Source organism: Streptomyces sp. NPDC048584 (assembly GCF_043199595.1).
GTDB lineage: Bacteria > Actinomycetota > Actinomycetes > Streptomycetales > Streptomycetaceae > Streptomyces > Streptomyces edwardsiae.
This window is the reverse complement of record NZ_JBICWF010000017.1, coordinates 151,430-175,950: the sequence shown is the minus strand read 5'-3', so window position 1 is coordinate 175,950 and position 24,521 is coordinate 151,430. Positions and strand designations below refer to the sequence as shown.

The following is a 24,521-nucleotide window of genomic DNA, read 5'->3' as shown; positions in this document are numbered from 1 at the left end:
GCCGTACCTCACGGCGTTGCAGGGGCGCGGGGAACTGCTGTTTCCCGCGCTACTCCGCGTCTTCGGCTTCGATTCCCAGGCCTGGGAGTAGGCCGGGGAGGAGAGGGGGGAGGGTGATGTCGGGGGTGGTGGGTGGGGTGACGTTGTCTGTGGGCGGGGGTGGGGTGGTTGTGTCGTTCTGCTCGGGGGGGTTGAACAGGTCGCCTGTGTTGCCGCCCAGTAGGCCGTCGGTCTCGCGGTCGGGGGCGGTGGATGCGGACGGGTCCGTGTTGGTCCCGTCCGACGGGTTGGTGCCGGCGGACTGGGCGGGGGACGCGTCCGACGGGGTGCCGGAGGGCGGTTCGGTGCCGCGGCGCTGTGTGTCGTCGCCCTTGCCGGTGGAGGGCTCGGGGAGCAGGGACCGTAGCGGGGCGACGTCTTCGTCTATGGCGTCGAACACCGACGTGACCTGCTGACTCACATCCCCCAGCTGCACGGGCAGCCGGTCGCGCAGGGTGCCCCAGGTCTGCCGGTGGGACCGGGAGAAGGAGGAGAGCGCCTGCATGGGGCCCAGGGACTTCGGGTCGCGCTCGTACGCCTCGCGCAGCAGTCGGTGGCCCTCGGCGGCGTCGTGCCGCATGCCGGAGAGGGCGCGGCGGACCTCGCCGAGCGACTCGTGGTCGAGGGGGCCGCCGCGGTCGCGCTCCATCAGCCGACGGGCTTCGCCGAGGCGGGTGGAGGCGTGGTCGAGGTAGACCCGGCCGCGCTCGTCGTTTCCGTCGGCGAGGCCGAGCTTGACGTCCTCGATGCCGCGCTTGAGGCCGTACAGCGAATCGCCGGGCAGGGCGTCGGAGCTCGCGGCGGCGACTCCGCCGAGGGCGCCGGCGGCGACACCGAGGGTGAGTCCGCCCGCCGTGAGCCCCTTGGCCAGCCTTGATCGTGGTCGCAGTCTGCCCAGCGGGGTCGCCCGGTGGGCGCCTCTGCGCGAGCGCTGCTCCGGTACGGCCTGGTCCGTCGCCCCGCCCGCCGCGGTGCCCTCCTGGAGCATGGCCTCGAACGCGGCCACCAGCTGGGCCCGCTGGACGACCTTGACCTCGGGGTCCAGTTCCGGTTTGGGCAGCGCGCCGAGGTCCGAGGTCAGCGCGAGCAGCTGTGTCTGCTCCGTCTGGGCGCCGCCGGCCGGGGCCGGCGCGGGTTCTTCGGACTGCTCGGCCGCCGAACCCTGGTCGGACTGCTCCTCCAGGGCCTGGGCGAAGGCGTTCGCCCGCCGGTGCGCCGATACGTTCGCGATCACTGGCGGCACCTCCTCTCGTCATCACGGTCGACTCCCCAGGGGGTCCTGAGGGTTCCCCGCCCTGACCACGGCCACACGATCGAGTGATCGAAGTCGGTCAGGGGGTGACCACAGGGAGCCTGTATCCCGCACAACGAGTGGCGCGGCACTTGGGTTACGGACATGGGATGACCGAATGAGGAAGCCAACCGGGTTTCACGTACCGTGAATTGGATGTCGCGGAGCGTGTTCCGGTCGGCGGGCGGCTGGTCGGGTCAGCGGGCGTCGTCCGGGAGGAGGCGGGCGAGGGTGCGTACGGCGCGGTACTGGAGGGTCTTGATCGCGCCCTCGTTCTTGCCCATGACGCGGGCGGTCTCGGCGACGGACAGACCCTGGAGGAATCGGAGCGTGACGCACTCCTGCTGTTGGGGGTTGAGCCGTCGTACGGCATCGAGGAGGGCGGCGTTGGACAGGGACTCGAGAACGGAATCCTCGGGGGAGCGCTCGACCTCGTTGGCGTCGAGCATCTCGCCGGTGGTGACCTCGAGGCGGAAGCGGCTGGACTTGAAGTGGTCCGCGACGAGGTTGCGGGCGATGGTCACCAGCCAGGCGCCGAAGTCGCGGCCCTGCCAGGTGAAGGTGCCGATGCGGCGCAGTGCGCGAAGGAACGTCTCGCTGGTGAGGTCCTCCGCGGTGGCCTTGCCGCCGACGCGGTAGTAGATGAAGCGGTACACCGTGTCGCTGTACTGGTCGTACAGCCGTCCGAAGGCTTCGGCCTCGCCGGCCTGGGCGCGCTCGACGAGGTCCATCATGCGGGCGCTGTCGCTGTCCGCGGCGGGGCGCCGGGCGGCGGGGGTGCCGGAGGTCGTCCGTGCGGCGGTTCCCCGGGCGGCGGCTCCTCCGGCCGCGGCGGCGGGGGCTGTGGGGTGGGTGGCGTGGCGCCCCCGGCCGCCGAACGCGGCGCTGCCGTCGGCGAGGGCGTAACACGGGCCGGCGGCGGGGGCGGTGGCGAACGCGGGGACCGTGTGCGCGGCGGGGGCGATGCCGCGCAGCAGGTCTCGGGCTGTCGCGACTGTCGCGCGCAGCTTAGCCAGGCCCGAGGCGTCAACCCCGACGTGTGGGTACACGGGACTCCCAGAGGCAGAGCTTCCATCACGTGCAGTGGGGGACCGTTCACCCGTGGTGATGATGGGTGGGGTCCGGAATGCGTCTGAGGAGAATAACGCTTCGTGCAGGTGCCGCTACACCGAGTTGCTTAAATCGCCGATTCCGTCTGTTTCGCTACGGGTTGGTGGTGGGTTGAGGGTGGGGTGGTGATCGGTTGGTGAACGGAAATGGTCGTGAATGGAGGTGGGGTGGGGCGGGTTGTGGCCGTGTTCAGCCAACCGTGCAGGACAGAGGGGTTGCGGGGTGGGGGAGTTGGATTGGGCGGGTGTTGACCGGTTGGCCGGTTCTGTCACCGGCGGTCGGGTCTGGGCCGCGGGCGTTGACTGGTGGCCCGGGGTGGGGGCTGGGCGGGGGCGGGGTGCGGGGCCCGGCGTTTGCGGGGTGCCGTCGCGCCCACCCGTGCGGAGGGGGTGGGCAGGTGCCCGGTGTTGGGGTGCAGCGGGGGGTGTTTGCGCGGCCCGGCGTTTGCGGGGTGCCGTCGCGCCCACCCGTGCCGCCCCAGCGGCACGATTGCCCGCGGAGGGCGGAGGGCGGAGGGGGTGGGGCTAGCGGCGTTTGCGGTGGAGGGTGATGGCGGCCGCTGTGCCGCCTGCCACCGCGCCCAGGCCCGCTGCCGCGGGGATGCCCACCTTGGCCGCCTTGCGGCCGGTGCGGTAGTCGCGCAGGCGCCAGTCCATGCGGCGGGCGTGCTTGCGGAGCTTGGAGTCCGGGTTGATCGCGTAGGGGTGGCCCACCAGTGACAGCATCGGGATGTCGTTGTGGGAGTCGCTGTACGCGGCGCAGCGGCCCAGGTCGAGTTCCTCCGCCAGCGCCAGCGCGCGTACCGCCTCCGCCTTCGCCGGGCCGTGCAGCGGTTCGCCCACCAGTTTGCCGGTGTACACGCCGTCGACCGACTCCGCGACCGTGCCCAGCGCTCCCGTCAGCCCCAGCCGGCGCGCGATCACCTGCGCGATCTCCACCGGCGCCGCCGTCACCAGCCACACCCGCTGCCCCGCGTCCAGGTGTGCCTGTGCCAGTGCCCGGGTGCCCGGCCAGATCCGCTCGGCCATGTACTCGTCGTAGATCTCCTCGCCGATGGACTGCAGCTCGGCGACGCGGTGGCCCTTGACGATGGAGAGCGCGGAGTCGCGGGCGTCCTGCATGTGCTCGGGGTCCTCGACCCCGGCCAGCCGGAACCACGCCTGCTGCCAGGCGAACCGGGCGAGGTCGCGGGTCTCGAAGAACTTCCGCTTGTACAGGCCCCGCCCGAAGTGGAACAGGGCGGCGCCCTGCATCACCGTGTTGTCCAGGTCGAAGAACGCGGCGGCCCGTTCGTCCCCGGGAACCGGGAACTCCGGTTCGCGTTCGGGAACTTCCTGGGTGGACTTGCGTGCTGCCTCCGCCGAGGCCTCGCCTGCCAAAACGCTGCGCGCCGTGGCGGAGCGCCTACGGGGAGTGAGCCATCCGAGAGCGGCCATGGCGTGAGCATAGCCAGTCGGCCGGGGTGTTCCGTCGCAGCGAGGTTCGCGGGCCGTGAACTCTCCGGGTCCGTGGCGTGAAGGCCTGCCCGGCGGATCGCGCCGGAGGCGCGGGCTGCGAGGGTGCCGCCGGTTTCCTCCGACGTGATCCGCCGGACGGGCCTTGAGCCGCGCGCGACAATGGCCCGTATGAGTCCTCTCTTCCGCCGCACGACCCCGGCCGCCTCGCGGGACCGGCTCGTCACCCTCGTCCGCAAGCCCGGCTGTCATCTGTGCGACGACGCGCAGGTGGTGGTGGAGAAGGTGTGCGGGGAGCTCGGCGTCCCGTGGGAGGGGAAGGACATCACCCAGGACCAGGAGTTGCACGACCGCTACTGGGAGCAGATCCCCGTCGTACTCGTCGACGGCCGTCAGCACACGTTCTGGCGTGTGAACGAGGACCGTCTCCGCAAGGCCTTGACGGACTGACCAGCCAGTCCAAAATGGTGGGAAGGTCGCTTAGGATCGATGGTGTCTTGGTCTCGGGGGCGGGATTCACAGAGGAGAGTGTGCGGTTTTGCCCCCAGAAGGAAAGGAACGGTGGTGCTCGTGCGCCGGTTCCGCAGCAGTGCGCCGGGGGCGCGTGACCCCGGTCACGTTGGCCGGGCAAATCGGACACAATCTTTGTGCACGCGTTCACAAAGACATAGCCTGCATGCGACGGGGCGGTCCGGGGACGTATGACCGCCTGAAGCCCCGCTCTACCCGCAGGAGCACCGTGGCAACTGGCCGAACTCACCGACCGGCGACCCGTAGCCGAGGGATTCCCGAGGCCACCGTCGCCCGCCTTCCGCTGTACCTCCGCGCCCTCACCGCGCTCTCCGAGCGCTCGGTGCCCACGGTCTCCTCGGAGGAGCTGGCGGCCGCCGCGGGGGTCAACTCCGCGAAGCTGCGCAAGGACTTCTCCTACCTGGGCTCCTACGGCACGAGGGGCGTCGGCTACGACGTCGAGTATCTCGTGTACCAGATCTCCCGCGAACTCGGGCTCACCCAGGACTGGCCGGTCGTGATCGTCGGTATCGGCAACCTCGGCGCGGCCCTCGCCAACTACGGCGGGTTCGCCTCCCGCGGTTTCCGCGTCGCCGCGCTGATCGACGCCGACCCCGCGATGGCCGGGAAGCCCGTCGCCGGCATCCCGGTGCAGCACAGTGACGAGCTCGAGTCGATCATCCAGGACAACGGCGTGTCGATCGGCGTCATCGCCACCCCCGCCGGTGCCGCCCAGCCCGTGTGCGACCGTCTCGTCGCCGCCGGTGTCACCTCCATCCTGAACTTCGCGCCGACCGTGCTGACCGTGCCGGACGGTGTCGACGTGCGCAAGGTCGACCTCTCGATCGAGCTGCAGATCCTCGCCTTCCACGAGCAGCGCAAGGCCGGCGAGGAGGCCGCCGCCCAGACGCCGGCCCCGGCCCCGGCCCCCGCCCCGGCCGCCGCCCGCCGGGACTCCGCCACCGACCAGGGGCCCGACGGGGACGTACCCGCCGTGATGCCGGCATGAGTCTCCTCGTCGTCGGACTGAGCCACCGCAGCGCGCCCGTCAGCGTGCTCGAGCGGGCTTCGCTGGGCGTGGACGCGCAGGTCAAGCTGTTGCAGGACACGGTCGCGGCGGAACCCGCCACCGAGGGCGCGGTCCTCGCCACCTGCAACCGCATCGAGCTGTACGCCGACGTGGACAAGTTCCACGCCGGTGTCGCCGAGCTGTCCACGCTGCTCGCCCAGCACAGCGGGGTCGGCCTGGAGGAGCTCACTCCCTATCTCTATGTGCACTACGAGGACCGTGCCGTCCACCACCTGTTCTCGGTGGCCTGCGGCCTGGACTCGATGGTCGTCGGCGAGGGTCAGATCCTCGGCCAGATCAAGGACGCGCTCGCCCGCGCGCAGGAACTGCACACCGCCGGACGGCTGCTGAACGACCTGTTCCAGCAGGCGCTGCGGGTCGGCAAGCGTGCCCACTCCGAGACCGGTATCGACCGGGCCGGGCAGTCCCTGGTCACGTTCGGCCTGGAGCAGCTGGCCGCCGGCGCGCCCGTCGAGGGCTGGGCCCGGGACAAGAAGGCGCTGGTCATCGGTGCCGGTTCGATGTCCTCGCTGGCCGCGGCCACGCTCGCGCGGGCCGGTGTCGGCGAGATCGTGATCGCCAACCGCACGTCCGACCGCGCCGAGCGGCTGGCCGAGATCCTCGCCGAGGGTGACGACACGGACGTACTGGCCCGCGCGGTTCCGATGGGATCGGTGCCGTTCGAGCTGACACGTGCCGACGTCGTCGTCTCCTGCACCGGTGCGACGGGCCTGGTTCTGACCGCCGACGCGATCGCCGCGGGCGTCGAGAGCCGGATGGGCGAGCTGCAGGTCATCGACCTGGACGAAGAGGCGTCCGAGGCGGCCGCCCTCCCGCCCACCTCCGTGGGCACCGAGGACGGCTGCCCGCTGGACCTGTCCGCCGTACAGCCCGGTTTCTCCGTGATGGGCGAGGCCGCCGTCGCGGGCATGGACACGGCGACGCTGGAACAGCACGCCGCGTGGGCCGCGGGCACGACCGTGGAGCGCCGGCAGAACGAGCGGACCGGCCCGGAGGCCGACGCCGAGCTGATCGGCGCGCTCGCCGCGACCGCGTCCACCGTCGGCCGGATCCCCGAGCGGCGCCGCCCGGAGCCGGTGGCCGTACCGCCGCGCCCCGCGCCCGTACTGTTCCTGCTGGACCTGGCGATGCCGCGGGACATCGACGCGGCCGCGCACCGGCTCGCCGGGGTCCGGCTCGTCGACATCGAGTCGCTCGCGGAAGCGTCCGCGGACGCTCCGATGGCTGCCGATGTGGACCAGGTCCGGCGTATCGTCTCGGACGAGGTCGCCGCCTTCGGGGCGGCACAGCGGGCGGCGCACATCACGCCGACCGTCGTCGCCCTGCGCACCATGGCGGCCGATGTGGTGGCCGGCGAGATCGCCCGACTGGAGGGGCGGCTTCCCGGCCTGGACGAGAAGCACCGCGCGGAGATCACCCAGACCGTGCGGCGCGTGGTCGACAAGCTGCTGCACGCGCCGACGGTACGGGTCAAGCAGCTCGCGGCCGAGCCCGGCGGCGCCGGGTACGCGGACGCGTTGCGCACCCTGTTCGACCTCGACCCCGAGACGGTGGCCTCCGTCTCCCGAGCCGAGGAAAGCACCGAGAAGAACGCAAGGAACCGAGGGCCGGCATGACTGAGAAGGCACTGAGGCTGGGGACCAGGCGGAGCAGGCTCGCCATGGCCCAGTCCGGGCAGGTGGCGGAAGCCGTGAGCCAGGTGACCGGACGGCCCGTCGAGCTCGTCGAGATCACCACGTACGGCGATGTCTCGCGCGAGCACCTCGCGCAGATCGGCGGCACGGGCGTGTTCGTCGCCGCGCTGCGCGAGGCGCTGGCGCGGGGCGAGGTGGACTTCGCGGTGCACTCGCTGAAGGACATCCCGACCACGCAGCCCGACGAGCTGGTCGTGGCGGCCATCCCGGTGCGCGAGGACCCGCGCGACGTGATGATCACACGGGACGCGCTGAAGCTGAACGATCTGCCGCGCGGCGCCCGCATAGGCACCGGCTCGCCGCGCCGCATGGCGCAGTTGAACGCGTACGCGCGCAGCCACGGTATGGATGTCGAGACGGTCCCGATCCGGGGCAACATCGACACCCGCATCGGGTACGTCACCAAGGGCGACCTCGATGCCGTGGTGCTGGCCGCCGCCGGGCTGAACCGGGTCGGCCGCAGCGACGAGGTGACCGACTTCCTGTCGGTCGACACTGTTCTGCCCGCTCCCGGCCAGGGAGCACTGGCGGTCGAGACCACCGCGGACAACGCGGAACTCATCGCCGCGCTCGCCGAACTCGACGACCCGTTCACACGGGCCGCCGTGACGGCCGAGCGTTCCCTGCTCGCCGCCCTCGAGGCCGGCTGCAGCGCACCCGTGGGCGCGCTCGCCGACCTCGTGGCCGACGGGCGGGTTGTCAAGGAAATGCGCCTGCGCGGCGTCGTCGGGTCGACCGACGGCGCGACGCTGGTGCAGCTGTCCACCACCGGTCCCGTCCCCGAGACGCACGAGGCGGCGATGGCGCTCGGTCGCGAACTCGCCACCGAGATGCTCGCGCAGGGCGCGGCCGGTCTGATGGGGGAGCGAGCACAGTGAGCCCCACCACCCTTCCCGCCCCTCCGGAACACGGGCACGTCACCTTCCTCGGTGCCGGACCCGGGGATCCGGGACTGCTGACTCTGCGCGCCGTGGAGGCGCTGGCGAACGCGGACGTTCTCGTCGCCGAGCACGAGGTGCTCGACGTCGTACGCACGCACGCGCGGCAGGGCGTCGCCGAAGTGCACACGGACTCCGACACGTCGGAACCGGGCACGGGCACGCCCCAGCTCACGGTCGTTGACGGCGCGTCAACAACCGCCGGTGCCCCCGCGATGCGGGATGCGGCACATCTTGTCATGGAGGCCGCGCGGGGCGGCAGGCGGGTCGTGCGTGCGGTGACCGGTGATCCCGGACTCGACGCGTACGCCGCCGAGGAGATGCTGGCGTGCGCCTCGGCCGGGGTGCCGTTCGAGGTCGTCCCCGGTATCGCGACCGCCGTCGGCGTGCCCGCGTACGCCGGTGTGCCGCTGCGGGACGCCCAGGGCGCGGACGTCAGGTTCGTCGACGCGCGTACGGCGTCCGACCGGTGCTGGACGGAGGTCGGCGCGTCGGACGGCACGGTGGTCGTCTCCGCCACGCTCGACTCCGTGGCGGCAGCGGCGGGCGAACTGGTGTCCGCCGGTCGCAAGCCCGACACCCCGATGACGGTCACCGTCGCCGGTACGACGACCCGGCAGCGCACCTGGGCGGCGACGCTCGGCACGATCGCGCAGACGCTGAAGCAGGCGAAGGTGCTGCCGTCCCCGGACGGCGGCCGCCCCGTCATAGCCGTGGTCGGTGAGCGCAGCGCCCCCGCCCGCCGCGACGAGCTCTCGTGGTTCGAGTCCAAGCCGCTGTTCGGCTGGAAGGTGCTCGTGCCGCGGACCAAGGAGCAGGCGGCGTCGCTCTCCGACCAGCTGCGGTCGTACGGCGCCGTCCCGCACGAGGTCCCGACCATCGCGGTGGAGCCGCCGCGCACCCCGCAGCAGATGGAGCGGGCGGTCAAGGGCCTGGTGACGGGCCGCTACGAGTGGATCGCGTTCACGTCGGTCAACGCGGTGAAGGCGGTCCGGGAGAAGTTCGAGGAGTACGGCCTCGACGCGCGCGCCTTCGCGGGTATCAAGGTCGCCGCGGTGGGCGACCAGACGGCCGCCGCGCTGATCGACTTCGGCGTACGTCCCGACCTGGTCCCGAGCGGTGAGCAGTCCGCCCGTGGTCTGGTCGAGGACTGGCCTCCCTACGACCCGGTCTTCGACCCGATCGACCGTGTCTTCCTCCCGCGCGCCGACATCGCCACGGAGACCCTGGTCGCCGGGCTGATCGAGCTGGGCTGGGAGGTCGACGACGTCACGGCGTACCGCACCGTGCGTGCCTCGCCGCCTCCGGCGGAGACCCGTGAGGCGATCAAGGGCGGCGGCTTCGACGCGGTCCTGTTCACGTCCTCGTCGACGGTCCGGAACCTGGTCGGCATCGCCGGCAAGCCGCACAACGTGACGGTCATCGCCTGCATCGGTCCGGCCACGGCGAAGACGGCGGAGGAACACGGCCTGCGCGTGGACGTGATGGCCCCGGAGCCGTCGGTCCACAAGCTGGCGGAGGCCCTGGCCGACTTCGGCGCCCGCCGCCGCCTGGCCGCGCTGGACGCCGGCGACCCGGTGACCCGGCCGAGCGAGCGGCGGCCCGGGGCCCGGAGACGCCGGTCGACGACGTAGCGGTCGTCGCAGCCCAGGCTTGAGCAGGGGACCGCAGTAAGAACGAGGTCTGCCCCCAAATAAATAACCGGACAACAAGTAACCCCGCCGTCTTTCTGGACGGCGGGGTTACTTGTTTGGTAGTGGAGCTGAAATTTTCAGAGTTTCGTTAAGCATTATGCTCTCTGTGAGAAGGGTGCTTCTCACAAGCGCCATGCTCGAAGCTGTTGACCATGGAGTCCGATGTCTACTACTGTGGTTAGTGGCGCCGCAGCCATGGCGGCTTCGGCTCAAGCCGTCCTGCGCCAGAAGCAGTTGTGCCCTCGAGTCCGCCTGACAACGGCGGGCGGACTCGAGGGCCACAACCAAGCACTGCCAAGGACTGTTTGCGAAGCAGTGACAGCGATCCAAGGCTTACTCGACAGACCCTAACACGGGCGGGTCACGGGGGAAAGGGCGTGTGATGACGTTGAGTGAGCGATAGGTGAATGAAGACGACCGGTTAATCGAGGCCATCTCCCCGGAACGGTTCCAGCCGTTCCTGCACAGGTGCGGTGGTGACCGCACCCGGGCGCTGCGGCTCTACGCCTGGGACTCGGAGGCGGCCAGGGCACTGCAGAGCCCGCTGCGCGACCTCGAGGTGAGTCTGCGCAACCGGCTGCACCGCCAGCTCATGGGGCGGCACGGCCGGGAGGACTGGTGGGGAGTTCCGAGGGCCCGGCCCAACTACAAGGGGCAGGACATGCTGGACCGGGCGCGGGAGACCCTGGAGGACAGGCGTCCGTACCGTCCGTTCGGCCCGTGCGACATCGTGGCGCAGTTGTCGTTCGGCTTCTGGGTCAGTCTCCTGGGGCGTGGCGGTGGCGACAACTACGAGATGAAGTACTGGAACCCCTCGCTCCGTCACCTCTTTCGTGAGCACCGCGGCGGTCGGCGGGACCTGTACGAGAAGTTCCAGTTCATGCTCACGCTGCGGAACCGGATCGCGCACCACGAGTGCGTCTTCCAGCGGCACCTGGACAAGGACCTGGAGACCGCGCTGACGCTGCTGCGGTACGTCTCGCCCGAGATGGCAGACCGTCACGAGAAGTACGGGCAGGTCCCGGAGGTGCTGGCACGCAAGAGGACGGTGTTGTCCGGCGAGGAGCCCATGCGGTTGTGAAGCCGCGGACGTCGGCGGTGAGAGCCGCCGTGGAGGGGAAGGGAACCGATGGGAGCGGAAATGACCACGCGGATGCCGGAAGAGGCGGACGCGGCGTCGCTGGTCTCACTGGGCGAGATCAAGGAGCTCGCCGAGGTCGGCCGGCCCACGGTCAGCAACTGGCGGCGCAGGTTCGCCAAGGACGCCGTCCGGACGGGAGGCGGCAGGCGTCCGCCGTTCCCCGATCCCGTGGGAGGCAGCGACAGCAGGCCGCTCTTCGACGCCGAGGAGGTGGCGTCCTGGCTGGACCTGCGCCCGATCCCGGACGCCGAGCCCGCCAAGGACGGCACGCTCCCCACCTACGGTGACCGCTTCCGACGAGGCCTGAGGCTGCGCGGACTGGTCGCTCTGCGGTACGAACTGGGCTCAGCGGAACGGCTCATCACCGATGCGCTCGCTGTGTGCGCCATGGCCGGCGAAGGGGGTGACTGGTACCCCGAGGAGCTGCCCGCCGACCTGCGGAAGGACGCGGAGACCGCCGACCCCCGCGTGGTCCGCGTCGTTCGGCAGCTCGTCAGGGAACTCGGCTCACCCGGTGCCGCCGCCGACATGGTGCTGAGTCTGAGCGAGCGCCTGGAGTCGAAGCTCGTCATGGACACAACGCCGCCGGCTCTTGCGGAGCTGATCAGCGCACTGGCCGGTCCGGTGGGCGTCGTCTCATCCGGCTCGAATCCTCCGACCGTGATCAACCTGTGCGCCGGCATCGGGGAGCTGCTGTTCGCACTCGACAGCATCCGTGGACGCGGAGGCATCGTCGCGGTGGAGCCCGATCCCCTGCGCCGCAAGCTCATTCGCTACCGGCTCTTCGCTCACCACCGCACAGCCGTGGACGTCTGCGCGAGTCCCGAGGAGCTGGACACCTTGCGGCCGTGGGAACAGCGCGAGTTCAACCTGGATCCGGAACGCCCTTGGGGCGTCCCTTCCGGTGACGTTGTCCTCGCCGACCCGCCCTATGCCGCGGGGGAGCGGGAGTTCGACGAGGACGGGCCCCTCGCCTGGGCCCTTCAGGCCATGCAACGCCTGAACCCCGACGGCCGGGGTCTGGTCGTCGTACCGTCCTGGACCTTGAGCCGGCCCCGCGGCACGACACCGACACCGAACGCCTGGATGCGTGAGGAGCTGTTGCACAGAGGAGTGGTGGCGGCGGTCATCCAGTTGCCGCGCCGTATTCACCCGTTCCGCACGGGCGCGGAGCACGCGCTGCTCGTGCTGCGCGGCGAGGCGGCACCGGAGAACCGGGGCCGGGTCCTCCTGGTCGACGCCGACCGGATCGCCCGGCGGGTCGGTGGGGCGTGGCCGGCGTACGTCGCCGAGGTTCTGGAAGCCGGGCGGTCACCGGTGGACGAGGAAGCCGGATTCTTCTCCCTCGCGGCAGCCGGACCCAGAGCGGAGAACCTCCTCGACGGCCGCTCGATCCTGCCCGCACACAGGCTCGCGTCGAAGGAACAGGACCTGGACCACTTCTCGGCCACCCGGGACGCACGGCGTGAGGCCGCCGTGGTGCTGCCCCGGCTGAAGGAATGGATCGGCGATCTCGGCATCGCCAGGCGGCCCGCGGACGCCGGGGTGGCGCACCGCAGGGTCGGCGGGTATCTGAGGGCCGGACAACTCAGACTGCTGGCGGGGCACCGGATCCGGGAGTCGGACATCGGGGACGCCGGTCTGATGGTCGTCGGCCGGGAGGAGATACTCGGGGCGCTGCCGCTCGGACAGCGACGGATCACGCTGGAGGATCTGGCCGACTACCCGGCCCAGATCACCGAGCGCGGAGACGTCTTCCTGCTCACCGAGCACGGGGTGCGCACGCGCGTGGACGACGCGGGGGGATGCGTCCTGCTCGCGCCGGTGCAGGGACTGCGGATCCCGGCCTATCAGAAATTCCTGGCCGGGGAAGCCCGACCCGAAGAGGTGTGGATGCGTCCGCATCCGCTGGCCCAGCTGATCGCCGCCCCGCGCAACCAGCAGCGCGGCAGCGGTTCGCTGGTGCGCAGGGTGAGCGTGCGGGACATGGACCTGCCGGAGCTGCCGTCCGAGGAGATCGCCGAGCTGGAGACGATCCTGGCCGAGCTGGAACGCCAGCGCGCGGACGTGCGGCGGCAGCTGGAGGCGCTGGACAGTCTGGCGGGGCGGCTCGCGGCCGGTGTCGCCGACGGGGACCTGACGCTGCGGCGCAGACCCGGCGGTGCATGAGGACGCGGTTGGGCACGACAGCGAGAAGAACGGCGACGCCGGCCACCACGGCGTACGACGAACCACACCACGATCAGGAAAGAAGTGAGGCACCCGTGCCGCCACGGAAGAAGAAGACGGCTGAACCCCAGGACATGAAGAAGGTGTTGTGGGCCGCGGCGGACAAGCTGCGCGGCAGCCTCGACGCCGCCGGGTACAAGCACTTCGTGCTGGGCCTGGTCTTCCTCAAGTACGTCTCCGCCGCCATGGCCGAGAAGAGGACGCAGCTGGAGGCCGAGCTGCGCGAGGAGGGCGGCTGGAGCGAGGAGGACATCCTCGCCACCCTGGAGGAGCGCCGCGAGTACACCGGTTCCGGCATCTTCTACGTCCCGCCGACCGCCCGCTGGGAGAGCGTGCTGGAGCGGGCGAAGGGCACGGTCGAGGGCGACAGCGTCGGCGAGACCATCGACGCGGCGATGCGCGCCATCGAGAAGTTCAACCCCGCGTTGAACCGGACCCTGCCGAAGATCTACAACAGCGGGCAGGTGGACGAGGAACGTCTCGCCGGCCTGGTGAAGCTGTTGGACCGGCTGGTCTTCCAGGAGCAGCTGGGTGAGGACGGCAGGCGCAAGGGCGCGCGGGACCTCATGGGCGAGGTCTACGAGTACTTCCTCGCCGAGTTCGCCCTCAAGGAGGGCCGCAAGGGCGGCGAGTACTTCACCCCCGAGAGCGTGGTGAAGCTCCTGGTCGAGGTCCTGGAACCGCAGCAGGGCGAGCGGGTCTACGACCCCGCGTGCGGCTCGGGCGGCATGTTCGTCCAGGCGGAGAAGTTCATCGAGACGCACGGCGGCAACCCGCTCGACGTCGCCGTCTACGGTCAGGAACTCAACCAGACCACCTGGCAGTTGGCCCACATGAACCTGGCGATCCACGGGGTCGAGGCCAAACTGGGCGACGAGCCGGCCGACACGTTCCGCAACGACCAGCACCCCGAGCTGAAGGCGGACGTGGTCATGGCCAACCCGCCCTTCAACATCTCCGACTGGGGCGGGGAGATGCTCGGCATGGACAAGCGGTGGGTGTACGGGACCCCGCCGGTCGGCAACGCGAACTACGCCTGGCTCCAGCACATGATCAGCAAGCTCGCGCCGGGCGGGCGGGCCGGTGTGGTCCTGGCGAACGGCTCGATGAGCAGCAAGCAGTCGGGGGAGGGGGACATCCGGCGCGCGATCGTCGAGGCGGACCTGGTGGCCTGCATGATCGCCCTGCCGGGGCAGCTGTTCCGGTCCACGCAGATTCCGGCGTGCCTGTGGTTCCTTGTGGAGGGCAAGGGGCGGCACTCGGGGTGGGCGCCGGGGCGTGGGGGGGAGGTGCTGTTCATTGACGCGCGTGAGTTCGGCGAGATGCGGAACCGTACGCTGCGGGAGCTGACCCCGGAGGAGATCGTTGGGCGGATCGGTGGGACGGTGCGGGCGTGGCGGGGCATGGAGGGGGCGGCTTCTTATGAGGACGTACCGGGCTTCTGCGTGAGTGCTTCGCTGAGTGTCATCGAGGAGCACGACTTCGTACTGACGCCGGGGCGGTATGTGGGCGCGGCCGAGGCGGAGGCCGACCCGGATGCGGAGCCGGTGGAGGAGAAGATCGCTCGCCTGACGGCCCTGCTGCGGGAGCAGTTCGCGGAGTCGGAGCGGTTGGCGAAGGTCGTGGACGAGCAGTTGGGGAGGGTGTGATGCAGATCGGCACCTTCACGGTAGAGGAACTGCAACAACGTGGGGCTCTGCTCGTAGAAGATGGGAATCACGGCGAATACCGCCCTCGATCGGATGAGTTCGAGAGCTCCGGAACCTCGTTGGTCAGAGCGACTGACATGCGTGGGGGACGCATCGCTTTTGATGGAACGCAGAAAATCAGCGATGTTGCTCTAGCGCGCATCAGGAAGGGAAGAGGTGCTGACCTTGATGTAATCCTTTCTCATAAGGGGACGGTTGGTAAGGTCTCCTTTGTGCCGAATGGATCGCCTAGATTCGTCTGCTCTCCGCAAACGACTCTCTGGCGTAGTCTCAACCATTCGTTCTTGGATCCGCGTTACATCTACTATTACTTGAAGTCTCCGCAATTCGTTAGTCAGCTTCGTGCGCGAGAGAACGAAACCGACATGGCGGCCTACGTTTCGCTTACACAGCAACGCCAGCTTCTCGTTGAGGTACCCGACGTGCGGGTTCAGCGTGCCATTATCGAAGTGCTCGGTGCCCTGGACGACAAGATCGCGCTCAACGAGCAGAACGCGGAGACGGCCCTGGAGTTGGCGGGCTGCCTGTACCAGCGTGAATCCGCAGAGCATGACCGTTGGACTGAATCGGCTCTCAAGGACACCGCGAAGTGGCTCTCTGGCGGTACGCCGAGGACCAGCGAGCCGAGCTACTGGGCGGGCAATATCCCCTGGATCTCCGCAGCAAGCCTCAAAACTCCATGGCTTTATGCTTCCGAGCGCTCCGTAACTGAACTGGGGGCGCAAAACGGCACCCGTCTCGTGCCGAAGGGGACGATCCTCTTCGTGGTGCGGGGTATGAGCTTGACGACAGAATTCCGGGTTGGAATCGCGCAACGAGAGGTGGCTTTCGGGCAGGACTGCAAGGCGTTGATCCCGCATGCCGGCATTGATCCGGCCACGCTCTTTTTGGCAATCAGGGCGCAGTCGCCGAAGATCCTGGGGATGGTCGATCTCGCCGGACACGGAACCGGACGCCTGGTGACCGAGCGCGTCGCAAACCTTCGGGTGCGGCTTCCGCAAGGGGAAGCCGCAGCAGGGTTTGCCGCACGTGCGGGTGCGCTGATGGACCGCGCAGTTGCCGTGACGAACGAGAACCGCACCCTCGCCGACCTCCGTGACACTCTTCTCCCTCAACTGCTCTCCGGAAAGCTCCGCGTCAAGGATGCCGTTCGTACCGTCGAGGAGGTTGTATGACCGCAGGTGTCGAGCCGCCGCTCGGTGAGCCTTCGATAGACCGGCTCACTGAGAAGGAGTTGGAGCTGCACGCGCTCGAACTGCTGGCTGAGTACGGATGGGAACACATCTCGGGACCCGAACTGGGGCCGGCGTATGGTGTGCGGGCGGACTGGGACGATCTCGTCCTGCGTCCGCGTCTGGTCAAGGCGATCCGCAACCGGTACCCGCGTCTGCCCGAGCACGTCGCCGAGGACGCCGCTACTGAGCTACTGCGCTTGCACACCAAGAACGATCTGCGAGAGAACCACCGCTTCTACGAGCGCCTGACGGCCGGTGTCCAAGTTCCCTACGAAGACGCCGCCACCGGCGAGACGCGGCACGTCACCATCCGTCCCATCGACTTCGGCGACCCGCACGGCAACGACCTCGTCGCCGCCTCCCAGGTACGGGTGCGCAGTACCAAGAACCGGACCTTCGTCTTCGACATCGTCCTGTACGTCAACGGCCTGCCCCTCGCCGTCTTCGAGCTGAAGAAGGCCGACAGCAACGACAGCGCCCGTACCGCCTACGACCAGCTTCAGGGCTACCGGCGTGAGCTGAAGGAGAGCGGTACCTTCTCCACGCTCCTGGTCACCCTCGTCTCCGACGGGGTCACCGCCCGCATGGGCACCCCGTTCACGCCCTGGCAGCACATGGCCCCCTGGCATGCCGACGAGCACGACGTCATGCTCCGCAAGGACGAACGGCAGGACGGCCGTGCCCTGGAGCGGATGCTCTACGGCGCCTTCGAGCCCGTTCGCTTCCTGGACCTGATCGCCAACTTCCTGTCCTACTCGGCCCCGGAGTGCGGCTCCGTCGACACGGTGAAGCTCGCCAAGGCCCACCAGTACATCGCCGTCAACGCCGCGGTGCGAGCCACCGAGTCCGCCGTGGCCACCGACGGCCGGGCAGGTGTGGTCTGGCACACGCAGGGTGCCGGCAAGAGCGAGGAGATGCTGTTCTACGTAGGCAAGGCGGCACGTAGCCCTGAGCTGGCCAAGCCGACCTTCGTCCTCCTCACCGACCGCATCGACCTGGACACCCAGCTGCACAAGACCTTCGTCACCAGCCGCACCCTGGAGAAGATCACCGGGGCTCCGGAGAAGGCGGACGACGCCGACCAGTTGCGTCAACTCCTCACGCGGCAGGCCGGCGGGGTCATCTTCACCACGCTCCAGAAGTTCCGTCTCACCCCGGAGGAGCGGGCAGCCGGTGTCAGGCATCCGCTCGTCTCCCCGCGTCGTGACGTGATCGTTGTCGTCGACGAGGCGCACCGCAGCCACTACGACTTCATCGACGGTTATGCCCGCAACCTGCGTGACGCCCTGCCGAACGCCACCTTCATCGCCTTCACCGGCACGCCCATCGAGAACCGGGTGGGCAGCACCCGGGGTGTGTTCGGCGAAGACATCCACACCTACGACCTCACCCAGGCCGTGGACGACGGGGCGACCGTCCCCGTCTTCTACGAACCGCACCTCGTCAAGGTGGACCTGCCCGCCGACGCCGACCTCGATGACCTCGACGCCCGTGCCGAGGGCCTGGTAGAGGGGTTGTCGGAGGAGGAGAAGCGCAAGGCCCGTCGACAGTTCGGGGAGTACGAGAGCCTGATCGGTTCCCCAGAGCGGATCAGGGAACTGGCCGGGAAGCTGCTCGACCACTGGGACGCGCGCAGCAGCGAGATGGTCAAGCTCACCGGTCACCGGGGCAAGGGGATGATCGTCTGCGCGTCGCGGGTCATCGCCGCCCGGCTCTTCGAGGAGATCATCCGTCGGCGGCCGGACTGGGCGGGCGAGCGCGATCCCAAGACGCACCTGCTGACGGACGACACCGGCCGGATCAGGGTGGTGTTCACCGGTAACCCCGCCAAGGACACCGAGGAAATCGCCGACTACGTCCGCACGTCCACCCAGCTCAAGGAGATCCAGAAGCGGGTGACCAATCAGGACGATCCCCTGGAGCTGGTCATCGTCCAGTCCCTGTGGCTGACCGGCTTCGATGCGCCGCCGCTCCACACTCTCTACCTCGACAAACGCATGCGCGGCGCGGCCCTGATGCAGGCCATCGCCCGCGTCAACCGCACCTGGCCGGGCAAGCCGTCCGGTCTGGTCGTCGACTTCCAGGGTGTGATCCGGGAGATCAAGGAGGCGCTGGCCGAGTACTCCGAGCAGGACCAGGAGCACCGGATGCTCGGCGCGGACCTCCAGGAGGCCGTGAAGCTCGTACGGGAGAGCCACCAGCACCTCGACGCCCTCCTCGCCGGCTGCGCCTGGCGGAGCACGCGCGACGCGGGCGGGCCCAGGGCCTATCGGGAAGCCCTGAGGGAGGCACTGGAGTTCCTGATCACCCCGGAACCAGGACTGGAACCCGGTAAGGCCACCCGCAGGCAGCAGTTCATGCACCACGCCAACGTGCTGCGTCAGGCGTTCTCCCTCTGCCCGACCGACCGGCGGGTGCAGGACCGGCTCCCCGACATCCGCTTCTTCGAGGCCGTGCGCACCTCGCGCGAGAAGTACGCCATGGACGAGAAGGAGGAGCAGGGCCTCGCCACGGCCGCAGACCTGCGGCTGGTGATCGCACAGTTCAACGAGTCCCTCGTCGCCTCCGACGGCGTGGTGGACATCTACGACGCCGCCGGTCTGACCAAGCCCGATCTGTCCCACCTGGATGACCGGGTCCTGCGCGACCTCCAGAACAGCAAGCACCCCAACCTCGCCATCGCGGCACTGCGGCGCACGCTGATGAAGGAGATCAAGGACGCCTACCCCAACAACATCACCCGTCAGGAGACCTTCACCAAGAAGATGAAGACCGCCATGAACCGATACACCAACGGCCTGCTCACGGCCGCCGAGTTCATGAAGTTCCTGGTGGAGCTGGCGCGGGAGGTGTCGGCCGACCGGGGCAGGGCGAGGAAGCTCGGCCTGACCGAGGACGAACTCGCCTTCTACGACGCCCTGGCCGCCGATCCCTCCGTGCTGGAGGAGATGGAGGACAGTGTTCTCGCGAAGATCGCGCACGAGTTGTACGAGCAGATCCGCAAGGACGTCACGGTCGACTGGAAGGTGAAGGAGCAGGCCCGGGACCGGATCATGGCCCGCGTGCTCCGCCTGCTGCGGAAGCACGGGTACCCGCCGGGCAAGCAGCCCGATGCGATCGAGCGGGTGCTGAAGCAGGCGGAGGAGATGGCGGAGGGGTTGGCCTGAGTGCTCAGACGTGCGGCCTGTACTCGTGACATCGGGTACAGGCCGCGCGCATTTACTTCGTCAGCGTTCGACTGCGTACGGCAGGAAGGCCGACCAAGCGGCTGAGGTGAGATCGAGGCGAGGGCCTGCGGGGTTCTTGGAGTCGCGGACGAAGACGTGACTCTCGTCCGGGGTGGCCACCTCAACACAGTCGGGACCGCTGGACGTGCTGTAGCTGCTCTTTATCCACTCCAGCTTCATGTCTCTCCAAGCACTTTCTCGATGAGGGCCATCGACTCCCGGGGGCTGAGAGCCTGTGCCCGGATGATTCCATACTGGATGTCCAGGAGCTGCACCTCTTTCGGCTCCGCGATCACGCGACTGATGTGCGCCACCTCGACATGACCGACCGTGGTGCCGTCCCCGAGCCTGAGCAACCTGAACGAGCCGTCGAGCCCCGAGTTCTCCTCGCGGTTCAGAGGCAGTACCTGAAGGTCGACGTTGCGGAACGCGCAGACTTCCAACAGCCGTTCGAGTTGCCCACGCATCACCATCTTGCCGCCGATGGGCCGACGAAGCGTCGACTCGCATTGGACAAAACTGAAGAGGGCCTGGGCTGTCGTATCGCCGACGATCTCCTGTCGTGCCACGCGGGCCGACACCTGCTGTTCCAACTGGTCGGCGGTGAAGGGCGGACGGCGGGCGCTGAGCACTGCCCGTGCATACTCCTCGGTCTGCAGCAGCCCATGGACGACAGAGTTGTTGTAGGCGCACAGCTCCGTGGCCTCCGCCTCCAGGTTCTTCAAGTCCCGTACCTTCTTCGGATACCGGATCTCCGCCACGTCCTTCTTCATTGCGGCGATCTTGCCGCCCGCCCCCAGCACCTCATCCGCCGCGTCCAAGTACTCCGGCCGGGGAATCCGCCGCCCTCGCTCCACGCAGGAGACCGTCTCCTCCCCGTACTTGATCGCCGCTCCGAGCTCCGCCTGGGTGAGGCCGGCCGCCTCCCGCCACAGCTTCAACTGCCGTGTGACCGTACGCATCACGGCCCCGGCCTCTTCGTCGTCCAGCCCCGCTTCCCACTCACCCATGTTTCGCCGCCTCCCGTCGCGCGCCCTTCCCCGGACCAACTCCGGCCGCCCGAGCCCGGTCACCCCGGGCAGGGCGGACAAAAACCGGACGCCTGGCGTACAGCCGTCGGCCGTACGAGCTGCCCGTATTCACAGTGTGCACACGCATGAGCACACTGTGTTGCGAGAATCTGGAACTCCGCATCGCGGACAGAGGAAGGACTCCCATGACGACACTCGCCCCCGAAACCCCCTGGGCGCTGCGCCTGGTCACCGACCGGCTGCCGGTCGGGCCGCCGCCGTACGCGACCGTGACGCTCGACCCCGTCACGCAGACCGCCCGCTACACCGACACCACCGGGCGGCCGGTCGAGATGGGCAAGCACGGGACGTCGAAGACGGCCGTCACCGCCTCCGTGTCCGGGGGCGGTGACGGGAACGGCCCGCAGTCCCAGACGCAGGACGACAGCACCACCGACTACGAATCGGACTGACCGATGGCCTCCACCGTCCTGGTCGTCACCGCCCTGGAGGACGTCACCGCGGACCTGGTCGTCGCCGCGCTGAACGCGCGAGAGGTGCCCGTCGTCCGAGTCGACCCCGCCGACATCGGCCCCGCCCTGACGTTCGGCTTCCGTGTCGACGCGGAGCGTCCGGCGTGGCGCGGGCGACTGCGTACGGCGAGCCGGGAGGTGGAGCCGGGGGAGGTGGCGGCGGTGTACTACCGCCGCCCCACTCCGTACGGCACCCGGTTCGCGCATCTGCCCCGGCAACAGCGGGACTTCGCCGCCGCCGAGGCACGGCACGGGCTCGGCGGCGTCCTGAACGCCCTGTCCGGCGCCCGGTACGTCAACCACCCGGCCGCGGTGGCCCGTGCGGAGTCCAAGCCCGCCCAGCTCCGCAGGCTCGCCCGGCTCGGCCTGAGGATCCCGCCGACGTTGATCACCAACGACCGTATGGCGGCACGTGAGTTCGCCGCCGCCCACGGCCCTGTCGTCTGCAAGGCGTTCCGTGGTCTGCCCGCCGGTGACGACGGGCAGGCCGGGGCGATCTGGACCCAGCGGGTCGACCCGGGGACCTTCGACGACACCCTCGCCGTGACCGCCCACCTGTTCCAGGCCGAGGTCCCCAAGACCGGTGACGTACGCGTCACCGTGATCGGCCGCCGTGTCTTCGCCCAGCGGATCGCCGCACCCGACGGCGCGCTGGACTGGCGCCGGGGCGACTGGGAGGCCCTGCTCCACGCCCCGATCACCGTGCCGCCGCCTGTCGTGGCGGCACTGCACTCCTACCTGGCCTCGTTCGGTCTCGTCTTCGGCTGCTTCGACTTCGCGCTCACCGGTGACGGGGACGACCCGGAACACTGGACGGCGATCGAGTGCAACCCGAACGGACAGTGGGGCTGGCTGCCCGACGCCGACGACATGACCGAGGCGTTCGCCGACCTTCTCACCGTGGAAAGGAAGGGCTGTTCATGACGATGCCCGTAGACCTCGACACCGATGCCGCGCGGCTGCGCGCCGTCATGGCGGAGGACCTCGCCGTACGCGGGGCGCTGGACGATCCGGCCTGGCGGGCGGCCGTCGAGACGGTGCCCCGGCACCGGTTCGTGCTCGGCTTCTACCTGCCCGGCGAGGAGCGGGACGGGCAGGGGCTGACCGTGTGGCAGCCGGTCACCGCCGCGCTCGACCACGGGCGCTGGCTGGCCGCCGCGTACTCCGACACCACGCTCGTCACGCAGTTCGACGGCGACGAACCCGACTGGGGGAACCCGGCCGAGCGGCACGGAGGAGCCCCGACCTCGTCCTCCACCCTGCCGTCGCTCGTGGTGCGGATGTGGGCCGACGCCGATGTCCGGGAGGGGCACACGGTGCTGGAGATCGGCACGGGGACGGGGTACTCGACCGCGCTCGCCTGCGAACGCCTCGGATCGGCGGGTGTGACGAGCGTCGAGGTGGACCCGCACCGGCTGGAGCGGGCCGCGAGCGCGCTGCACGGCTGCGGTCACACACCCACCCTCGCGGTCGCGGACGGGCTGTACGGGTACTGGCCCGAGGCCCCGTTCGACCGGATCGTCGCCGCTTGCTCCTTCCGGGCCGTGCCCCCGGCCCTGATCGCCCAGACCCGGCCGGGCGGAAAGATCCTGCTGACGCTCTCCGGCTGGCTCTACGGGTACGCCCGTGTCCTGCTCACCGTCGCCGGTGGCGGCACCGCCGAGGGGCGTCTGCTGGGTGGCACGGTCTCCTTCATGTCGGCGCGTACGCACGCGGCGCCGGCCTTCGGCAACCCCGCCCACTGGGCGGCCCGGCTGCCAGGGGAGGCGCGAGTCGCCCGGCACGGTCCCGAGCGGATCACCGCCGCGACCGAGGAGGCCTTCCACCTGCGCTTCCTCGCGCAGAGCGCCGTACCCGATGCCCAACTGGCCGCCGTCGGCGATGTCCTGCATCTGATCGACGTGGTGAGCGGGTCGGCCGCCGCGCTGACGCCGGACGGTGACGGTGGCTGGCGGGTGCGGGAGGGAGGTCCGGTGCGGTTGTGGGGACGGGTCGAGCGCGTTCTCGACGCCTACGACACGGCAGGGCGGCCGGGAGTGGAGACCTTCACCCTGTGCGTCCACGACGGCGGACAGCACCTGCGACACCCGCACGTGCCCTGCCTTCCGCTGTCGTCGCCATGAAGGCGGCCTGGACGGAGCCGGACAGCCCCCGGTCGCACGGGCCACTCGCCTTCACAACAGGCGCATGGCTGAACACGCTGAGTGACATGAATCGAGGAATCGCCACACCGCGCACCCCGCTCCATCAGTTCACCGTGCCGCTCTCCGCCACCCGCCGGGGCGCCCGACTCGCCCGCCTGCTCGCCGGCGAACAACTGGTCGCCTGGGGATTGCCGTTGGATCCGGCCCGGCTGATCGTCGCGGAGCTCGCAGCGAACGCTGTCGTGCACGGGCGTGTGGCAGGCCGGAGTTTCCGGCTCGGTCTCACCGTCACGGCGCCCGGCACCCTGCGCATCGAGGTCACCGACCCCCGGGGCGATCAACTGCCCCCGCAGGAGCGGGCGGACGACGGGGCGGACCCCGCCGAATCCGGGTACGGCCTGCTCCTGGTCGAGGAGCTGGCCCACCGCTGGGGCGTACGGACGGGCCCGGTGCCGTGCAAGACCGTGTGGGCCGAGCTGGAGCTCGGTTCAGCGGGTGGCTGATGCCAGGGCGGTGCGGAGGAGGTCGCGGGAGGTCGCGTCGTAGGCGATCAGGCGGATCTCGGCGAGCGAGGTGGGGGTGGCGGTGAGGGGCGTGGCGGCGATCCGCGCGGCCTCGGCCGCCGGGTAGCCGTAGACGCCGGTGGAGATCGCAGGGAACGAGATGCTGGTGGCGCCGAGTTCGTCGGCGACCTCCAGGCAGCGGCGGTAGCAGGAGGCCAGTGTCTCCGCCTCGCCGTGGCCGCCGCCGTCCCACCCCCCCGTCCGGATCAGCCGCCCTGGCCCGCGCTGCCGATCGGGCCGACCTTCACGGGGGTGCCGGAGCCGTCCGTGACGGGGAGCGACGCGGCGCCGGGCCAGTCGAGGGTGACCGACTTCGTCTCGTTCGGCGGGGTGACCACCAGGCCGGTGATGCGGACGCCGGAGCCGCCGGTGTCGTTGGCGGGGTAGGAGACGTAGAAGGAGACCGACTCGCCGTCCTTCAGGGTGGTCGTCCGAGCCGGCTCGCCCGCGCGCTCCGCGGAGACCGTGCCCGCGTTCGTCTTGAGGTCCACACCCGCGAACCCTCCGACCGAGCAGTCGTGGCCGCCGCCGTTGGTGAACGTCACCGCCACGGTGTTGAGCTCGTCGCCGTCGATGGTGCTGTCCTGCGCCTTGATGTCCAGCTCGTCGGTGCGGCACTTGTCGGCTGCGGCCGGTTCCTCCGCGGCCGGTTCCTTCGCCTCGCCCTGCGCCGAGTCGTCCGAGCCCTCGGTGGAGGAGGCGGACGGCTTGCTCTGGTCCACGGCGGCGGCCGCGTCGTCGTTCTGGCAGGCGGTGAGCGAGAGACCCGCGACGACGGCCAGGGCTGCGATGGTGAGCTTGTTGACGCGCATGGTGTCTTCCTCGGTGTAGGTCGGGCGTTTCTGACCTTCAAGAGGAGGCCGGTGAGAGGCGCGTTTCGTCCAACTGTCTGCTGCTACGCCGCTGTTAC

General features: G+C 69.8%; 21 protein-coding genes. 14 read left to right on the top strand and 7 right to left on the bottom strand.

Annotated features, from left to right (window positions below; genetic code table 11):
- Nucleotides 1-49 precede the first annotated feature (49 nt).
- The 3 genes from ACGFR9_RS31110 to ACGFR9_RS31100 form a co-directional block, all read right to left on the bottom strand.
- Nucleotides 50-1,273 carry a DUF5667 domain-containing protein gene (locus ACGFR9_RS31110; protein WP_393215116.1) on the bottom strand — a complete coding sequence of 408 codons (1,224 nt, stop codon included), beginning with the start codon at nt 1,271-1,273 and terminating at the stop codon, nt 50-52.
- Nucleotides 1,274-1,527: 254 nt separating this feature from the next.
- The gene (locus ACGFR9_RS31105; protein WP_393215114.1) at nt 1,528-2,379 is read right to left on the bottom strand and encodes an ECF subfamily RNA polymerase sigma factor, BldN family; all 852 of its coding nucleotides are present in this window, start codon (nt 2,377-2,379) and stop codon (nt 1,528-1,530) included.
- Nucleotides 2,380-2,964: 585 nt separating this feature from the next.
- A complete protein-coding gene (locus ACGFR9_RS31100) occupies nt 2,965-3,876 on the bottom strand; it encodes an HAD-IB family hydrolase (RefSeq protein ID WP_311647951.1) in 912 nt (303 codons plus the stop codon).
- A 189-nt stretch (nt 3,877-4,065) separates the two neighbouring features.
- Here ACGFR9_RS31100 and ACGFR9_RS31095 point away from each other — a divergent pair, with 189 nt between their 5' ends.
- The 10 genes from ACGFR9_RS31095 to ACGFR9_RS31050 all read left to right on the top strand — a co-directional run bounded on the left by ACGFR9_RS31095 (nt 4,066) and on the right by ACGFR9_RS31050 (nt 19,301).
- A complete protein-coding gene (locus ACGFR9_RS31095; RefSeq protein WP_393215110.1) occupies nt 4,066-4,344 on the top strand; it encodes a glutaredoxin family protein in 279 nt (92 codons plus the stop codon).
- A 289-nt stretch (nt 4,345-4,633) separates the two neighbouring features.
- On the top strand, nt 4,634-5,413 hold the full coding sequence (locus ACGFR9_RS31090; RefSeq protein WP_393215107.1) for a redox-sensing transcriptional repressor Rex: 780 nt from the start codon (nt 4,634-4,636) through the stop codon (nt 5,411-5,413).
- Complete coding sequence (locus tag ACGFR9_RS31085; protein WP_393215104.1) at nt 5,410-7,110, top strand: glutamyl-tRNA reductase; 1,701 nt, start codon at nt 5,410-5,412, stop codon at nt 7,108-7,110. The genes ACGFR9_RS31090 and ACGFR9_RS31085 overlap by 4 nt, the downstream gene beginning before the upstream one ends.
- A complete protein-coding gene (gene hemC / locus ACGFR9_RS31080; protein ID WP_393215101.1) occupies nt 7,107-8,066 on the top strand; it encodes a hydroxymethylbilane synthase in 960 nt (319 codons plus the stop codon). The genes ACGFR9_RS31085 and hemC overlap by 4 nt, the downstream gene beginning before the upstream one ends.
- Nucleotides 8,063-9,760 (top strand): uroporphyrinogen-III synthase, encoded by a 1,698-nt coding sequence (locus ACGFR9_RS31075; protein ID WP_393215098.1) that lies wholly within the window; start codon nt 8,063-8,065, stop codon nt 9,758-9,760. The genes hemC and ACGFR9_RS31075 overlap by 4 nt, the downstream gene beginning before the upstream one ends.
- 463 nt (nt 9,761-10,223) lie before the next feature.
- Nucleotides 10,224-10,901: a hypothetical protein gene (locus ACGFR9_RS31070; protein ID WP_393215095.1), complete on the top strand. Its 678-nt coding sequence runs from the start codon at nt 10,224-10,226 to the stop codon at nt 10,899-10,901.
- 60 nt (nt 10,902-10,961) lie between these two features.
- Nucleotides 10,962-13,130: an N-6 DNA methylase gene (locus ACGFR9_RS31065; RefSeq protein ID WP_393215092.1), complete on the top strand. Its 2,169-nt coding sequence runs from the start codon at nt 10,962-10,964 to the stop codon at nt 13,128-13,130.
- A gap of 95 nt (nt 13,131-13,225) precedes the next feature.
- Complete coding sequence (locus ACGFR9_RS31060; RefSeq protein ID WP_393215089.1) at nt 13,226-14,839, top strand: N-6 DNA methylase; 1,614 nt, start codon at nt 13,226-13,228, stop codon at nt 14,837-14,839.
- On the top strand, nt 14,839-16,074 hold the full coding sequence (locus ACGFR9_RS31055; RefSeq protein ID WP_393215086.1) for a restriction endonuclease subunit S: 1,236 nt from the start codon (nt 14,839-14,841) through the stop codon (nt 16,072-16,074). The genes ACGFR9_RS31060 and ACGFR9_RS31055 overlap by 1 nt, the downstream gene beginning before the upstream one ends.
- Nucleotides 16,071-19,301 (top strand): type I restriction endonuclease subunit R, encoded by a 3,231-nt coding sequence (locus ACGFR9_RS31050; protein WP_393215083.1) that lies wholly within the window; start codon nt 16,071-16,073, stop codon nt 19,299-19,301. Before ACGFR9_RS31055 ends, ACGFR9_RS31050 begins: the two co-directional genes overlap by 4 nt.
- Nucleotides 19,302-19,361: 60 nt before the next feature.
- Here ACGFR9_RS31050 and ACGFR9_RS31045 read toward each other — a convergent pair whose 3' ends face one another.
- Together ACGFR9_RS31045 and ACGFR9_RS31040 are read right to left on the bottom strand one after the other, a co-directional pair.
- On the bottom strand, nt 19,362-19,541 hold the full coding sequence (locus tag ACGFR9_RS31045) for a DUF397 domain-containing protein (protein WP_393215080.1): 180 nt from the start codon (nt 19,539-19,541) through the stop codon (nt 19,362-19,364).
- Entirely contained in the window at nt 19,538-20,371 is an 834-nt protein-coding gene (locus tag ACGFR9_RS31040; protein WP_393215077.1) for a helix-turn-helix domain-containing protein, read from the bottom strand. The genes ACGFR9_RS31045 and ACGFR9_RS31040 overlap by 4 nt, the downstream gene beginning before the upstream one ends.
- Before the next feature lie 206 nt (nt 20,372-20,577).
- Between ACGFR9_RS31040 and ACGFR9_RS31035 the strand changes: the two genes are divergently transcribed.
- The 4 genes from ACGFR9_RS31035 to ACGFR9_RS31020 all read left to right on the top strand — a co-directional run bounded on the left by ACGFR9_RS31035 (nt 20,578) and on the right by ACGFR9_RS31020 (nt 23,551).
- Nucleotides 20,578-20,844 carry a putative ATP-grasp-modified RiPP gene (locus ACGFR9_RS31035; RefSeq protein WP_393215074.1) on the top strand — a complete coding sequence of 89 codons (267 nt, stop codon included), beginning with the start codon at nt 20,578-20,580 and terminating at the stop codon, nt 20,842-20,844.
- Nucleotides 20,845-20,847: 3 nt separating this feature from the next.
- A complete protein-coding gene (tgmB, locus tag ACGFR9_RS31030) occupies nt 20,848-21,828 on the top strand; it encodes an ATP-grasp ribosomal peptide maturase (RefSeq protein ID WP_393215071.1) in 981 nt (326 codons plus the stop codon).
- A complete protein-coding gene (gene tgmC / locus ACGFR9_RS31025; protein ID WP_393215068.1) occupies nt 21,825-23,027 on the top strand; it encodes an ATP-grasp peptide maturase system methyltransferase in 1,203 nt (400 codons plus the stop codon). The genes tgmB and tgmC overlap by 4 nt, the downstream gene beginning before the upstream one ends.
- A gap of 86 nt (nt 23,028-23,113) precedes the next feature.
- A complete protein-coding gene (locus ACGFR9_RS31020) occupies nt 23,114-23,551 on the top strand; it encodes an ATP-binding protein (protein ID WP_393215066.1) in 438 nt (145 codons plus the stop codon).
- On the opposite strand, the gene ACGFR9_RS31015 is transcribed toward ACGFR9_RS31020, so the two are convergent.
- Both ACGFR9_RS31015 and ACGFR9_RS31010 read right to left on the bottom strand, forming a co-directional pair.
- The gene (locus ACGFR9_RS31015) at nt 23,537-23,818 is read right to left on the bottom strand and encodes a macro domain-containing protein (RefSeq protein ID WP_393215151.1); all 282 of its coding nucleotides are present in this window, start codon (nt 23,816-23,818) and stop codon (nt 23,537-23,539) included. The genes ACGFR9_RS31020 and ACGFR9_RS31015 overlap by 15 nt on opposite strands.
- Nucleotides 23,818-24,423 (bottom strand): DUF4232 domain-containing protein, encoded by a 606-nt coding sequence (locus ACGFR9_RS31010; RefSeq protein ID WP_393215063.1) that lies wholly within the window; start codon nt 24,421-24,423, stop codon nt 23,818-23,820. Before ACGFR9_RS31010 ends, ACGFR9_RS31015 begins: the two co-directional genes overlap by 1 nt.
- Nucleotides 24,424-24,521: the final 98 nt, after the last annotated feature.